Annotated in this window: 12 protein-coding genes; 4 read left to right on the forward strand and 8 right to left on the reverse strand. The window is 33.5% G+C overall.

Annotation, left to right across the window (positions count from 1 at the left end; all coding sequences use genetic code 11):
* Positions 1-12 precede the first annotated feature (12 nt).
* The 6 genes from E0F91_RS14055 to E0F91_RS14080 all read right to left on the reverse strand — a co-directional run bounded on the left by E0F91_RS14055 (position 13) and on the right by E0F91_RS14080 (position 7,031).
* The gene (locus E0F91_RS14055) at positions 13-1,386 is read right to left on the reverse strand and encodes a CsgG/HfaB family protein (RefSeq protein WP_132067086.1); all 1,374 of its coding nucleotides are present in this window, start codon (positions 1,384-1,386) and stop codon (positions 13-15) included.
* Positions 1,387-1,503: 117 nt separating this feature from the next.
* Positions 1,504-1,911 (reverse strand): curli production assembly/transport component CsgF, encoded by a 408-nt coding sequence (locus tag E0F91_RS14060; RefSeq protein WP_132067087.1) that lies wholly within the window; start codon positions 1,909-1,911, stop codon positions 1,504-1,506.
* Positions 1,912-2,035: 124 nt separating this feature from the next.
* Positions 2,036-2,767 carry a CsgE family curli-type amyloid fiber assembly protein gene (locus tag E0F91_RS14065; protein ID WP_132067088.1) on the reverse strand — a complete coding sequence of 244 codons (732 nt, stop codon included), beginning with the start codon at positions 2,765-2,767 and terminating at the stop codon, positions 2,036-2,038.
* Positions 2,768-2,770: 3 nt separating this feature from the next.
* A complete protein-coding gene (locus E0F91_RS14070) occupies positions 2,771-3,292 on the reverse strand; it encodes a hypothetical protein (protein ID WP_132067089.1) in 522 nt (173 codons plus the stop codon).
* 228 nt (positions 3,293-3,520) lie between these two features.
* Positions 3,521-4,207: a hypothetical protein gene (locus tag E0F91_RS14075; protein ID WP_165930139.1), complete on the reverse strand. Its 687-nt coding sequence runs from the start codon at positions 4,205-4,207 to the stop codon at positions 3,521-3,523.
* 634 nt (positions 4,208-4,841) lie between these two features.
* Positions 4,842-7,031 (reverse strand): glutamine synthetase III family protein, encoded by a 2,190-nt coding sequence (locus E0F91_RS14080; protein WP_132067091.1) that lies wholly within the window; start codon positions 7,029-7,031, stop codon positions 4,842-4,844.
* Positions 7,032-7,326: 295 nt separating this feature from the next.
* Here E0F91_RS14080 and E0F91_RS14085 point away from each other — a divergent pair, with 295 nt between their 5' ends.
* Positions 7,327-8,274, forward strand: a complete 948-nt coding sequence (locus E0F91_RS14085; RefSeq protein ID WP_132067092.1) for a TerC family protein — start codon at positions 7,327-7,329, stop codon at positions 8,272-8,274.
* Positions 8,275-8,344: 70 nt separating this feature from the next.
* Here the strand turns inward: E0F91_RS14085 and E0F91_RS14090 are convergent, their stop codons facing one another.
* The gene (locus E0F91_RS14090; protein WP_132067093.1) at positions 8,345-8,845 is read right to left on the reverse strand and encodes a hypothetical protein; all 501 of its coding nucleotides are present in this window, start codon (positions 8,843-8,845) and stop codon (positions 8,345-8,347) included.
* An 87-nt stretch (positions 8,846-8,932) separates the two neighbouring features.
* Between E0F91_RS14090 and E0F91_RS14095 the strand changes: the two genes are divergently transcribed.
* Both E0F91_RS14095 and E0F91_RS14100 read left to right on the forward strand, forming a co-directional pair.
* Entirely contained in the window at positions 8,933-9,502 is a 570-nt protein-coding gene (locus E0F91_RS14095; protein ID WP_132067094.1) for a DUF1543 domain-containing protein, read from the forward strand.
* 134 nt (positions 9,503-9,636) lie between these two features.
* A complete protein-coding gene (locus E0F91_RS14100; protein ID WP_132067095.1) occupies positions 9,637-10,182 on the forward strand; it encodes a type 1 glutamine amidotransferase domain-containing protein in 546 nt (181 codons plus the stop codon).
* Between the two features lie 398 nt (positions 10,183-10,580).
* Here E0F91_RS14100 and E0F91_RS14105 read toward each other — a convergent pair whose 3' ends face one another.
* Positions 10,581-14,033 carry a methylmalonyl-CoA mutase family protein gene (locus E0F91_RS14105; protein WP_132067096.1) on the reverse strand — a complete coding sequence of 1,151 codons (3,453 nt, stop codon included), beginning with the start codon at positions 14,031-14,033 and terminating at the stop codon, positions 10,581-10,583.
* 797 nt (positions 14,034-14,830) lie between these two features.
* Between E0F91_RS14105 and E0F91_RS14110 the strand changes: the two genes are divergently transcribed.
* The gene (locus E0F91_RS14110; protein ID WP_132067097.1) at positions 14,831-16,297 is read left to right on the forward strand and encodes a glycoside hydrolase family 130 protein; all 1,467 of its coding nucleotides are present in this window, start codon (positions 14,831-14,833) and stop codon (positions 16,295-16,297) included.
* Positions 16,298-16,421 lie beyond the last annotated feature (124 nt).

Below are 16,421 nucleotides of genomic sequence, written 5' to 3' on the forward strand. Positions count from 1 at the left end.
TTAAGTTCAATCTCACTTAATAATAGTTTTTTGTTTTCGAGGAAAATAATAAGTCATTCCAAATCCGAAACGCCAATAATAATCATCTCGGACACCGCTTACGACATAGTCAATAGTATCTGAAAAATTCAAATTATGTTCTGCGTACAACTTTAAACCAAAATTATTGGTCACCAAATATTCTATACCGGCACCGTATTGAACCTTTCCAGCGAAATTTTCAAAAGCAGAATTAAAACTAGTTCCAAAACCACCAAAAACGTAAGGCGTGAGAACATCATAAGGAAGAACTAAATATTCCAGATTTAAATCTAAAGAAGCATAACCCACATCTAATTTTTCTTTATTTCCGAGTCGAAATAAATTACTTGAGGCACTCAAATTTAGGTTTGGTTTTATGAAGTACTTTATTGCGCCTCTAAGCATTGGTTTGGCAACAGGATTAGGATAATCACCAGCCATATAAGTTGCTCCTCCTGTAGCCTCTAAACCTAATTTCCCTCGCTTTTCATTTCTATTCCTACCATGTAACATGGCTAAATCCGACTCCTCTTTTTCTTTAGTGTAGGAATCTATATAGGCAGTTACATCCTTAGAGGTAGCATTTACTTCCCAAAGGTTATCTTTAATTCCATCAACAATTAAACCTTCAACGGCTTTTTCGATGGCCTCAGTAACGGCAAGTTGAATTGGTTCATTTCTAGTGAAACCCGTTTCCACTTCGAGAAGTCTTTTAATATTTACATATTTAAATAAGTTCGCATCTACGCTTTGAGAAAGAATTGTTTTGGAAACATAAACGGTATTCAAAATTTTCCCATTAGATGTCGAAACTAGCCTAAGATAAATGGAGATTCGATCCTGTCTGTACCTAGTAGAGCCACCAGTTCCAAAATACCTCGCACCAAACCCACCAGTAATAATGTTAGAATCATAGGATATTATTCCTCCTTCTAACAAAACTCCTGCAAATAATAGTGGCGTTAACTGGGTTTCTGGAGTTTTTGAATCTGTTGCATATTCTTGTCGAGTGGATCTTATAATGTTTCTCTCATTTAAAAGATTTCCAAGATTTTCTCTTTCTATAGGCACAAACCATTTGGAGTCGCCCAAGGCTTTTATCAGGATCGAAGTAGCACCTTGAGTGACTGCAGTGCTGAATGTACTCCCTTGATCAATAGCTTTATACTGACCCGTTTGATCCTTAAACTTATAGACCCCAACAACAATTTGTTCCTTAGGTTTAGGCAGTTTTGTGAGTAATGAAGTAGCTGGTGTGTTTTCTCCATAGACTGCTTTTTCAATACCAACTGGCTGATTGAAATAAGCTCCACAACTAGACAATAGAAAAACAAACAAAAGTGTGATTGTAGCGTTTTTATTCATAACAATAGGTAGAAATTAAGGGCACATTTTGGGCAAAATTGCATTCTAACAATTTTAAAATTTGATGTATAATTTTAAAATGATTCAGTAAGTATTAAATATTTCATTCTCGTGGTTCTAATTTCCTGGAATAATAATCTGAGTTTGTTCACCAGTATCGGTATCAAGTATATCGACAACTAAACCTAGATTTGAAGGATAAATATCCACCGATAGGCTTCCAAATACATAAGCACCCTCCTTAATCCCTCCAGTTCCAAATTGTTTTTGAAACAAGGAATTGGAAATTTGATTCAGAATCTGATTATTAAGATTTTGTTTGAAACGCTCTAGCTCTGTTGGTTGCTCAAATCCGTTACCGGCATCCTCTTTAAATTCATTTTGCGCCTCGGCAGAACTAAGCAACCACTGATAGTTGAATGTATCTCCACCAAAAGCAGGATTTCTAGGTTTATAAACTAAATCTTGAGCACTTAAATTCACAAAAAACAAACAGAAAAAAGCTGTTAAAAATAATAGTTTCATAATAGTAATGTTTTAAAGGATAGAATAATTTTGAAGATTTTTAAAAACTAAACAACTGTAAAATTTAATTAGTTTAGCATTGAATATCTTTCTCATATTTATGGTGACAGCGTATTACAACTAATCAATAATGCGTAATAAATTTGGCGTTTTTTTCAATATTTTTAAAATATTTAAATATTTTAGCAGAAGAAGTTTCAGCCATATATTTTAGAAAATCTTCATCCGGCCTAGCATTGAATTCTTCAATAATATCACTATCTACTTTCACGGTTATTTTGGTAGTTCGACCAAATGACAACTCCTCTTGTAGTGTAATTATTTTTTGAGATTTGATATTCAATTTGGAAAATTCCGAGTAAAATAAATCGTAGAAATCAGAACCTAATTTTGTTTTTGTTTCATTAGCGACAATCCCTATCATTTCCAGTCCATCATTAGGCCTTATTACAGTTACTTTAGCTTCATCTTCTCCACCAAAAACAACACGATCTTTCCCTATTATTTTATTATCCTCATCATAAATCAATAACAATATAATAATCTGATCTTGTGCCCCCCTGCTAACCTGTGTTTTAGAAAGGCTAACTTTTTGAATCGGCTCTAATGTAGCACGACCTTCCTGTGCATTGTCAGATCTATTAGCATTTGCCTTATTTTTCTTAAAAACAGTAAGTTTGAATGAAATATTTCTAAATTCAGATTTTAAATTTTCTACTGTTGCTGTTGCCGAAAGTGTATTTTCTATTTCTTCGACTTCTATTTTTGGTTTAATGTCCTTATTAATATTCTGAGAAAAACAAAACCCTATATTAAAAAAGAAAAGGAGAATGATCTTATACTTACTTGATTTCATAACCTAATGATTAAATATGTAGATAGTCCCTGAGTTTCCAGTCTGAGTAATTTTTAAATCCTTTGAAATAGAATTTGTACCGTTATTAAACAACGTAAGATTATTTCCTTCCTGATTTATAGACATGTCAATAGCAGAACCCGAGTACAAAGAAAAATCACTTATAAAATTATTAGATCCCGATTGTGAAACGAACTGATTTAGATCACCCGTATTCTTATACATATCTAAATAATTATTAAATCCATTCTGGTTTACGGCGATTTCATAATTTTCGGACTTTATAGTAACAGTCGCATAATTATTAAAGCCTACCTGTTGTACTTGTATTAAATTATTATTTTGAAGATAATTATCTAATAGTTGAGTTTGGCCAATGGCACCATCATTAAATTTAGAAAGTGTCGTTTTATCTATCAGTTCATAAATACCTGAAGAAGTATTTGTTTGAAGAACTTGTGCTTTTACGTAACTGACATTTAAAAATGCAATGATAAAAAGCGTAGTGTAAATTTTTGATTTCATGACTTGTTAATTTATTGTCAAACACATAAAATAGTAGATTCTGAAAATAATTACAAAAACGAATCATAGAACTAAACTCAAAAAATAAAAAAGAATTTAGGTAGGAGAATTTTGAAAAACTTGGTCTGAAAAGAAAAAATTCAACCGAATTATTCTTAGATAATTTTTTTTTAATAAAAAAGGGATAGAGCTGATACTTCAACTCCATCCCCTTTATAAGTATGAAATTTAGTTCGATTGCATTACAATACTTAAATTTCCAAGTCCCCATTGGTTCACAGTACTCATGTGATCATTACCAGTTTGAAAAGTCCAAGCAGCGTTAGAAGTTCCATATTGATTAATGTAAGAAGTATTGTCAGCTCCAAATTGAACCGTAAGAGCTGAATTATCATCTCCTAATTGATATACATTGGCATCGTTAAAAAATCCAACTTGCAATACATCAGAACTATTTCCGTCTCCAATTTGCATTACATTTGAACTGTTTCCCACAATAAACTGTAATGTTGTTGAGGAATTATCTCTTCCTAATTGAGTAGTTTGAGAATAATTAAACTCTCCTAATTGCCCAGTAACGGCATCATTTCTTCTACCATTTTGGTCAATAAAAGCAGCATTTGCAAAGCCAAGTTGTCCAATGTAAGCATCATTGCGACGGCCATCTTGCTCAACATCTGCAAGGTTTAAAAACCCTCCTTGATTGGTATCAGATTCATTGAATCTACCATCTTGATCAATAATTGCTAAGTTGGCCACTCCTAACTGCAAAACATCTGAATCGTTTTGCATTCCAACTTGCATTACTAAGCCTGCATTTGCAGTTCCTACTTGGTTCACCATACTTACGTTCCCTTGTGCAAAAGCCAATGAACCTACTAGCATCGCGGAGATGCTCAAAATTACTTTTTTCATAATAAATATATTTAATTGGTTGTTAATACAAATTATCATGTAGGTTTAAAAAAAGTGATTTGGGAACCTCTTTTTTTGTGTAATAAATAACAAGACTTTTAGTATTAATAATAGCCTCTATTTTTTAACTACATATCAAAGATATAAAACATAATTAAAAACAACCACGTATAAATACTTGTTTTTCATGCAATTAAACTAATTTTCGATGAAATGTAATTCTGTATCGATAAACTACGTTTTATCAAAATTTATAAACAAGAAAAGTACTACTTAATATTATATTGCCAAAATTCCTCTTATTTATACTATATTTAGTAAGAACTATAATATGAAAACAACAAGATAAAGCGAAGAAAACTTTAGGAATACATTTTAAGACATTCAATAGCTCCGTTATCATCCTCAAGTTCTAAATATCAAAAAAAGATAGTATGTACTTTTACATTTGAAACTCTAATAAATGAAACCTATTTTATATCTCTAATTGAAATCATTTAAAAATAAAATCAAAACATTACTACTCCTTACTAACTAGACCTAATATTGTTATTTTGATTGATGAAAAGTTTTGAGATAAAAAAATGCCTCTCCAAAAAGGAAAGGCATTTAGAAATTTTAGAAAAACTACTTATTACTTCGTAAATAATAATTCTCTATATTTAGTTAAAGTCCAGATTTCATTGTCTACCAACAACTCTAATTTATCACAATGATTTCTAATAATTTCAAAATAAGGTTTTACTTTATTGCAATATGCTTCAGCCATTTCCTGTGCATCAGTCAAATTATTAGCACTCTTTCTCTCGTTAGTCATCTCTTGTACTTTAGAGTTGATTCCTTCTATATGACCTGAAATTTCTTTTATCAAAACAATTTGCTCTTTAGCTATTGTTTCAAAATCTGCTCCAAAAATGTCTTTTAGTCCTTTTACATTAGCAATCAGCGTATTTTGATAACGAATTGCAGTTGGTATAACGTGATTTTTTGAAATATCACCTAAAACGCGACCTTCAATTTGGATTTTCTTGGTATATTCCTCTAATTCAATTTCGTATCGAGCTTCTACTTCAATATGATTCATAATATTCAATTCAGAAAACAGATCTAAAGATTGTTTAGAAATTCTTGCTTTTAAAGCTTCAGGCGTCGTTTTGAAATTACTCAAACCTCTTTTTGCAGCTTCAATTTCCCATTCTTCACTATAACCGTCTCCTTCAAAAAGGATTTTTTTAGATTGTTTAATGTACTCTCTTAAAACATTGAAGATCGCATCATCTTTCTTCATGTCTTTAGAATCAATCAAAGCATCAACTTCAACTTTAAAATCTCTAAGTTGTTTTGCAACAATAGCGTTTAGAGTGGTCATTGCATTCGAGCAGTTCGCCGTAGATCCTACTGCTCTAAACTCAAATTTATTTCCTGTAAAAGCAAAAGGTGACGTTCTATTTCTATCAGTGTTGTCTAAAAGAACGTCTGGAATTTTTCCTACTACGTTTAATTTTAGATCTGTTTTTTCTTCTGGAGATAATTTACCGGTAGTCACCCCTTCTAATTCCGCTAAAACTTTAGTCAATTGTCCACCAATAAATACAGAGATGATTGCCGGCGGCGCTTCATTAGCTCCTAATCTATGATCATTACTTGCTGAAGCAATAGCAGCTCTCAATAGTGACTCATTATCATTTACCGCTTTTATGGTATTAATAAAGAATGTCAAAAACTGCAAATTACTCATTGGCGTTTTACTAGGACTCAACAAGTTTACACCCGTATCAGTAGCTAAAGACCAGTTATTGTGTTTTCCTGAACCATTCACTCCTTTGAAAGGTTTTTCATGGAATAACACTTTCAATTCGTGACGTTCAGCTACTTTTTGCATTACATCCATCAACAAACAGTTGTGATCCACAGCCAAGTTTGTTTCTTCAAAAATAGGCGCTAATTCAAATTGATTTGGCGCTACTTCATTATGACGTGTTTTTACTGGAATTCCTAACAACATACATTCTTGTTCCAAATCTCTCATGTAAGTCAAGGCGCGAGTTGGAATAGATCCAAAATAATGGTCGTCTAATTGTTGCCCTTTTGCAGAAGTATGTCCTAACAAAGTTCTTCCTGTCATAATAAGATCAGGACGAGAATTTGCTAGCGCTCTGTCTACTAAAAAATATTCTTGTTCCCAACCTAAAGTTGCAGTAACTTTTTTTACATTTTTATCAAAATATTTACATACTTCGGTAGCAGCATCATCCATAACCATAAGGGCACGCAATAAAGGTGTCTTATAATCTAAAGCCTCTCCGGTGTACGAAATAAAAACAGTTGGAATACATAAAGTAGTTCCAAAAATAAATGCTGGCGAGGTTGGATCCCAGGCAGTATATCCTCTTGCTTCAAATGTATTTCTAATTCCACCATTTGGGAAACTGGAAGCATCCGGTTCTTGTTGTACCAATTGAGCACCACCAAATTTTTCAACAGGATCGCTACCGTCATAAGATGTCTCAAAAAAAGCATCATGTTTCTCTGCTGTTGTACCTGTAAGTGGTTGAAACCAGTGCGTATAATGAGTTACTCCTTTAGATAAAGCCCACTCTTTCATACCCATAGCGATATAATCCGCTAATTTTCTGTCTATTTTAGTTCCATGCTGAACTGCATCGCGAACTCCTTTAAAAGCATCAGAAGTCAAAAACTGCTTCATTGCTTTGTCATTAAAGACATTTGAACCAAAAATAGTAGATTTTCTATCAGATTCTTCAAATTTAACTGGCTTTCTGGTCGATGCTTCTCTCAAAGCTTGAAAACGTAATGTTGACATAAAAATTGTTTTTAATTAATTAGACCCCTATTATTTTGATGCAAATATAATTTAATTATTACTTTTAAGAAATTTTGCCTCTAATTTTTATGGGCCAAAGACCTAAATTTACGAAATCAACAAAAAAATATACTTAAAATCACAACTTAGTAATTTTAAAGCCGTTATTTTCGAAAGTGATAGATTTGATAAAAAAACCAAAAGAGTAAAAAGTCAGTAACTTTTCCTTAAAATTTCTAGTTAAGTTAAACAATCAAAAAGTATCTTTACGCAAAAATTTAAATACCTAAAATTTATGATTGTCTGGATTTCTTTTTTAACTGCTGTTTTGATTTTTTTAGCTCTAGATTTGGGAGTTTTTAATAAAACACCACACATTATAAGTTCCAAAGAGGCCGGCAAATGGACCGCAATATGGGTGACATTATCTTTTATGTTCTCTGGAGTAATTTACTGGCTTTACACTACGGATTATATTGCCAATCCAGATTCTTTAAAACCTGCTGCCGCATCAATAAAGTTCATTACGGGCTATTTGATAGAATTATCCCTTAGTATTGATAATATTTTTGTTATCGCTATTATTTTTTCTGCCTTTAAAATTCCGCAAAAATACCAACATAGAGTACTATTTTGGGGAATTCTTGGCGCTATAGTCTTTAGAGGTCTGATGATCTATTTTGGAGTTTTATTGATTAACAAATTCTCATGGATGACCTATATTTTTGGAGGTTTTCTAATTTACACCGCCATGAAAATGTTATTTAGTGGAGAAGACGAAAAATTTGAACCAAAAAAATCATTCATTTATAAAGTGCTGAAAAAAGTCATGCCAATTTCTAATCACATTGATGGAGAGCATTTCTTTGTAAAAAGAAGACATATTACAGCCGCTACTCCTCTATTTGTTGCGCTAATCGTAATTGAAGTTATGGATGTCGTTTTTGCGATTGATAGTGTTCCTGCAATTTTAGCCATAACAAGTGATCCTTTCTTAGTTTTTAGTTCTAATATCTTTGCCATTTTAGGATTGCGTTCTATGTATTTCTTTCTGGCTCACATGCTAGACAAATTTGCTCATTTAGAGTACAGTCTAATTGCCATCTTAACTTTTGTAGGTGTTAAAATGCTACTCCATGATTATCTAAAATTGCCAGAATGGGTGTCACTCGCTTTTATAGCCGTTTCCCTTATCGCAGGAATTATTGCGTCACTTAGAAAGAGCAGTAAAGAAATGGTATAAAACAAAAAAAGTACAAACAATAAAAAAAGGAAATCTCTCGATTTCCTTTTTTTATTGTTAAAATTCATCCCTACAAATTGATTTTCTTAACACTATTCCCATCAACTTTTAATGCAGACATTACGGAATCAATATTGTTTTTATTAATCGTTTTAGCAAATCCATCTGGTATGATAACAATTCTAAAAGTTTGATTTTGTGTCCAACTAGACGGCAATGTATTCAGACTGAAATTAGCCGACAAAAAGATATTCACGTTAAATCTAGAATAATCAAAATTGAAATCTAGTGCTCCACCATCATTAAAATAATACGTTTGAGGCATTAACTTCCAAACATCTTGTCCATTTACTACATCATATAAATGGTAAACTAAAACAGAATCCGAGGAATAAATTGGTGGATCAAAAACGACCAATCTACTATAATTATTATTGAAATTAAATGAAGTCGTCACTTCAAAAACTTCTGTTCTTGGGCTATTATCCGTATTGTCATATACTTCTGTTATTTCACAACTTTGTAGTGCCATCATCCCGATGAAAACTAAAAATAAGGTAATTTTTTTCATTCTTTATCGTTTTTATAATTTATATTAAAAAACACTATCCATGAATTGTGCCAAATTTTATTGTGAAGAATTTTGTACTTTTGAATTATGGAACAGAAACTTAAATTATACATGATAATGCTAGGCTGTGTGCCAGAAGGACGGTTTACAGAGCAGCATGATATTTTTTTCGGAATCGGTAGTTCCTTGAAAGAATTGGTACCTCACATGAAAACTTTTTGGCCTGAAGCCAAAGGAAAAATTCATATTGATGCTTGGCGAGAAGTAACGGTAGTGGATGACTTCTTGATTGAAATAATCCCCAACAAAAATGCAATAACTGCGCCATCGGAACAGTTATTTTTCATCAATTTAGGAGGTTATAAAGAAAATGAATTTGAAGAATACCATTATAAGATGATTACAGTTGCTCCTACTTTAGCATTAGCAGCAAAAAAATCAAAAAAAACTGCATTTTACAAGCATTGCGGTTTCAAAGAAGCACCTTCACATATTGATGATCAATACGGAATTGATGTAGATGATATTTACAATGTTGCAGACATGCTTTCAGTGCATTTCAGAAGTTTATATTCGATAAAAATCACGAAATATGAAATAAATTGCCAGCAAGATACTTTGCATATTGGGTATGTCAAATTAAATAAAATAAAATAAAAATCTCCTTGGCGCACACGCCTATTTCACGCAACTTTATCAAACATTATATTTATTTTAAGACCTCTTTGTGAACTACAGCAGCATATAATTTGTAATTTTAGAATATTAACACCTCTATAAATTAAAAGAATATGGAAAAGAGAATAGCTATTTTAGCCACAAATGGATTTGAAGAAGTTGAATTAAGTTCGCCAAAAGAATATTTAGAGCAGCAAGGATGGAAAGCAGAAATTATTAGTCCCGAAAACGGAACTATAAAAGCATGGGCCAAAACAGATTGGGGGAAAGATTATAAAGTCGACCAACTTGTAAACAATGTAAAGGCTAGCGATTACGATGCACTAGTGCTACCCGGCGGTGTAATAAATCCAGATAAATTACGAACAAATGAAGCTGCTTTGCATTTCATAAAAGACTTTTTCAAAGAAGGAAAACCAGTAGCTGCAATTTGCCATGGGCCTCAAATTTTGATAAGCGCCAATCTAGTCAAAGGAAGAAAAATGACGTCTTATCCTTCTATAAAGATTGACTTAATTAACGCAGGCGCAGAATGGCATGATAAAGAAGTAATTGTAGACAGAGGCCTTGTTACAAGCCGAAATCCTGATGATTTACCAGCATTTAATAAAAAATTAGTAGAACAAATTAAAGAAGGAAAGCAACAGCAAGTTGAATAAATTTTTTAGCCTTTAAACAAAAAAAAATGCGGAAAATTATTTCCGCATTTTTTATAATATCGTAATCGATATTTATTTCTTGAATACATCCCGATAAAAATTGGGATAACTGATACACACACTTTTCTTGAAAAGATCCCTATAAAAATCGAGATAAACGATTCATCTTTTATTATTGATCAGATCCCGATAAAAAGCGGGATAAGCGATTCATCTTTTATTATTGAAAAAGATCCCGCCCGAAAGCGGGTTAAGCGATTCACACACTTTTTGCTTGAATAGATCCCGATAAAAATCGGGATAAGCGATTCACACACTTTTTGCTTGAATAGATCCCGATAAAAATCGGGATAAGCGATTCACACACTTTTTTGCAGAGCAAAAAAGTGGTTCTCTGCTTACATATTTCTTCTATACTGACCGCCTACTTCAAATAAAGCCGAAGTGATTTGCCCCAAAGAACAAACCTTAGTTGCTTCCATTAAATGTTCAAATAAATTTTCATTTTTAATGGCAGCTTCCTGAAGCGTATTTAAATGTTCATTTACCAAATCCTGATTCGCTTGGTGTAAATGAGTTAACATATCAATTTGATATTGTTTTTCTTCTTCTGTGGCACGAATTACTTCAGCTGGAATAACAGTTGGTGAACCTTTAGAACTCAAGAATGTATTGACACCAATAATTGGAAATTCACCGGTATGTTTCAACGTTTCATAATACAAGCTTTCTTCTTGAATTTTACTTCTTTGGTACATCGTTTCCATAGCACCAAGTACGCCACCACGTTCGGTAATTCGGTCGAATTCTAGTAAAACTGCAGCTTCCACTAAGTCTGTTAATTCTTCGATAATGAAAGCACCTTGAATTGGGTTTTCGTTTTTGGCCAAACCTAATTCTTTATTGATAATCAACTGAATCGCCATGGCACGACGCACTGATTCTTCTGTTGGCGTTGTAATTGCTTCATCATACGCATTGGTATGCAATGAATTACAGTTGTCGTAAATGGCATATAAGGCTTGCAAAGTCGTACGAATATCGTTGAAATCAATTTCCTGTGCATGCAACGAACGTCCTGATGTTTGAATGTGGTATTTCAACATTTGGGCTCTTTCATTAGCGCCATATTTATTCTTCATGGCTTTTGCCCAAATTTTACGCGCTACACGACCAATTACTGCATATTCAGGATCGACACCATTCGAGAAAAAGAACGATAAGTTGGGTCCAAAATCATTGATGTTCATTCCACGACTCAAATAATATTCCACATACGTGAACCCATTGGAAAGTGTGAAAGCCAATTGTGTAATTGGATTTGCACCCGCTTCGGCAATGTGATATCCTGAAATAGATACCGAATAGAAGTTTCTAACATTCTTGGTAATAAAATATTCCTGCACGTCACCCATCAAGCGCAACGCAAATTCCGTAGAGAAAATACAAGTATTTTGTGCTTGGTCTTCTTTTAAAATATCAGCCTGAACCGTTCCACGAACTTGAGATAACGTTCTAGCTTTTATTTCGTTATACACTTCCAAAGGTAAAACCTGATCTCCGGTAACGCCCAAAAGCAGTAATCCTAAACCGTTATTTCCTGAAGGTAAATCTCCCTGATAATGTGGTCTTTCGACTCCTTTGTATTTGTATATTTTGTTTATTTTTGCTTCAACTTCTTTTTCAAGACCATTTTCTTTGATGTAGAATTCACATTGCTGATCAATTGCCGCATTCATGAAAAAGCCTAATAACATAGGCGCCGGTCCATTAATAGTCATACTCACAGAGGTCATAGCATGAACCAAATCGAAACCAGAATATAATTTCTTGGCATCGTCCAAACAGCAAATTGAAACTCCGGCATTACCGATTTTTCCATAAATATCCGGACGAACGTGAGGATCATTACCGTATAAAGTCACGCTATCAAAAGCAGTTGACAATCGTTTTGCAGGCAATCCTGCACTTACGTAATGAAAACGTTTGTTCGTTCTTTCTGGCCCACCTTCTCCTGCAAACATTCGAGAAGGATCTTCTCCTTCACGTTTGAAAGGATATAAACCTGCGGTAAAAGGAAATTCTCCAGGAACATTTTCCTGCAAACACCAACGCAAGATATCACCCCAAGCTTTGTATTTTGGTAACGCAATTTTCGGAATTTGAGAATGCGAAAGGGACTCCGTGTGTGTCGCCATTTTAATTTCTCTATCACGAACTTTGAACGTATACACTGGATTTTTATACTTATTTACTTTTTCGTCCCAAGTCAAAATAATTTCCCAATTGTACGGATCCAAATCCATTTTTACTTTATCGAATTGATTTAGTAAAAGGTTGAGGAATATTTTATTTTCGGCAGCACCTGATTTTTCCGATTCTAAAGCGGTTGGTAAAACTGAATCGTCATCAATCCCCGCTTTATTAATTAATGGTACTTTTCCAGAGACCGTTTCTAACGTTTTGAAAATCCCATATAATTTCTGAGCCACTTGTTCTTGACTTACTGCCGTAACATCATATTTGCGGTTACTTTCAGCAATTTCAGATAAGTAACGTGTTCTATGTGGTGGAATTACGAAGATTTTCTCGCTCATTTCACGCGTGATTTTAAAAGTCGATTTCAAATCTGAATCTGTTTTTTCAACGATCTTATCCATGATCGATTTATACAACGTATTCATTCCCGGATCATTAAATTGCGAAGCAATAGTCCCGAAAACTGGCATATCATCTGGACTTGCATCCCATAAATTATGATTGCGTTGGTATTGTTTTTTGACATCACGAATGGCATCTAATGCTCCACGTTTGTCGAATTTATTTAAAGCAACCAAATCAGCAAAATCTAACATATCGATTTTTTCCAACTGAGTTGCTGCTCCAAATTCTGGTGTCATTACATATAAAGAAACATCGGAATGATCCATAATTTCGGTATCCGATTGACCAATTCCAGAAGTTTCAAGAATTATAATATCATATTTTGCAGCTTTTAATACTTGAATCGCTTCAGCAACATATTTAGACAAAGCTAAATTCGATTGACGAGTTGCCAACGAACGCATATAAACTCTAGGATTATTGATAGCATTCATACGAATTCTATCTCCTAATAAAGCGCCTCCTGTTTTACGTTTTGACGGATCGACCGATATTAAACCAATGGTTTTTTCTGGAAAATCGATTAAAAAACGACGTACTAATTCATCTACTAATGATGATTTTCCTGAACCACCTGTTCCTGTAATTCCTAAAACTGGAATTTTTGAGGTTTCGTTATTTTTATGAATAGTTTCAAAAACCGGTTTCGCTATTTCAGGAAAGTTTTCTGCAGCAGAAATTAATCGAGCAATTGCTGTTGGATTTTTTTCTTCAATACGGGATAATTCTCCGTTTAGTTTGTCTCCAATAGGATAATCCGATTGTTGAACCAAATCATTTATCATCCCTTGTAATCCCATGGCTCGACCATCATCCGGTGCATAAATACGGGTAATTCCGTACGCCTGCAATTCTGCTATTTCTGAGGGCAAAATAACTCCGCCACCACCTCCAAATATTTTAATTTGTCCCGCTCCTTTTTCTTGAAGCAAGTCGTACATATATTTAAAATATTCATTGTGTCCTCCTTGGTAAGATGTTATTGCAATGGCATTAGCATCTTCTTGAATTGCAGTATTAACTACTTCTTCTACGCTTCGGTCGTGACCTAAATGAATTACCTCAACACCTGTAGATTGGATAATCCTACGCATAATGTTGATTGCGGCATCGTGACCGTCAAAAAGAGCAGCTGCTGTAACAATTCTTACTTTATTGTTAGGGATATACGGTTTTTGTTGTTCCATTTTTATTTAAATGTCGATTTTAGGACTGCAATTTACGAAAATAATAAAAATTTATTGTTGAAAATTTGAATTTTAAGCGTGTATTTTTTGAATTTTAAAGCAGACAACTGTTATTAATTCAAAAAAAAAATCTGCCACCGCTTACTTCTGCTAGTTAGCCCCAATAAAGTATATCATTTATCTGTAAAACATACAATTCCTCCTTTTACTTTGGCACATAAATTAGATTTTTCATTTATAACCCTTTCAAATAGTTACTTCCATTTTATAAATAGAATAGCGAATTGGTATACTATTCAAAATACTCTTGCGACGTGCCTTATTTTTAAAAAATTAATACGGAAGTATTTCTAGTATTTCTTTTTTACCCCATTCCATTTTGTATTCTTAAAAAAAAATAAGATCAATAAGGTAAAAGGAAAATTCATGCTCATTTAAAATATTTTTTGTAATTTTAATACTGTTTATGTAATTGCAGATAGCGTATCCAAAATAGCTGCCTTAAAAATCATCCATACATCAATAAGGTAACGTTTGAAGTGTGTATGAATAATTTCTGCAAAGGAATTATTCATTTATGGATCTAACTGTTCAAATTTCGCCAAGGAGCTATTAATCAGTTGAACGAACAAATAATCATTGGTAATTCAAGAAAGAAATGCTATGAATAAAATTCATTTGAACCGTTTTCTTTTACATCAAATCATAAATTTGGGCAAATTAAAGTTAAACACTTAAACGACTTTTTATTCTTAGTAAAACAAACCGCTGTACTATTTCACTTTAAAAATGAATCTATGCGAGTTCCTGTTATCCGAAAAAATATAAAATTCTTGCCTGATTGCAGCAGAGTGGTTGCCAGGTATTTTATGAATGGTGATTCTAGAACCCAAAAAATGGTAAGCCATATTGTGGTTTTGAGCGAAAAACAGGTCCAAGAAACCTTAGAGCATACGCTACGTGAATTTGCTAGAAGACACCGTAACATTTCACAAACATTTTTTAGGCATTGCGAAAAGATTAGAGGTTTGATTGAGGCAATGCAAATTAATTATGACCAGTTATCCGATGAGCGGAAAATGCTCATTGGCTCCTATTGTACAATGGAATATGCAATAGAATCTGCCGCCTTTTTTAATCCTTCTATGGTCGAAGATTTTGACCAATCAGATCTTCAAAATGGAGAAAAAAGAATTATTATATCGTTTCGTGCCACAGGAGAAGGACATATTTCCTCCATTGTTTTTAGAAGAGGAATTCTTGATAAAAATAATGATCTCCAAGTGATGAAAATTGGAAATAACATTGACAAAGCAGAGATAGTCCATAAAACCTTATATAGCAAAGAGCGATTTCTCGTTAAATTGGCAGAAATGCATACGTCAGATCAATGTTCTGCCCAAATCATGCGTGAGTTACCGGATCAATTCGAGTATTCTGCCTTAAAAGACATACTCAATAAAGCTTTAAGCGATCACACAATCCATCAAGAGAGAAGAACTGCACTCGAAGAAGTACTCTGGTTGGCGGATTCATTTTACGATTTACAATTCAAACACGATTCTGATATTACAGAACGTGTTATATTTCCAATATCAGATTCTGAAAGTCGCGGCATTGAAGATGCCCGTTTTGTGCGCTTCCTAGATGATGATGGATCAGATAGAATAATCGCCACTTACACCGCTTACAACGGTCACGCTATATTACCAAAAATTATTTCTACTAAAGACTTTTACAGCTTTCGCGTCGTGCCCTTGTATGGAGCCGGTGCTCAAAATAAAAATTTAGCACTATTTCCCAGAAAAATAAAGGGAAAGTATGCTATGCTTTCCCGAATTGATGGTGTTAATAATTACATCATGTACTCAGATCGACGGACACAATGGGACAATCCAATTATTCTTCAAGAACCTCGTTTTTCCTGGGAGTTTACCCAAATTGGAAATTGCGGCTCGCCACTTTGGACTAAAGAAGGCTGGTTGGTAATTACACATGGAGTAGGCGCTATGAGACGCTATTGCCTAGGCGCTTCGCTGCTTGACCTAGATGATCCTTCCAAGGAAATTGGGAGATTAAAAGAGCCCTTATTAGCCCCACTTGAAATGGAACGGGAAGGATATGTACCCAATGTAGTCTATTCTTGTGGTTCGATTATTCACAATAACAGTCTTATACTTCCCTACGCAGTATCCGATTATTCGTCAACCTATGGTGTGGTGGACTTGGAAGAATTGCTAGATGCTTTGAAGAAAAGCAAATAATACAAATTCGCTTTTTTGAATATTACTTGTTTTAAAAATTTGGACACGGCCTACTTTCAAACATCTGAGCAATTTATTTTTACTATTTTTTAAGCTCTTTATCAATTGCATCACCAACTATTCT

This window comes from Flavobacterium sandaracinum, from assembly GCF_004349135.1.
Lineage (GTDB): Bacteria > Bacteroidota > Bacteroidia > Flavobacteriales > Flavobacteriaceae > Flavobacterium > Flavobacterium sandaracinum.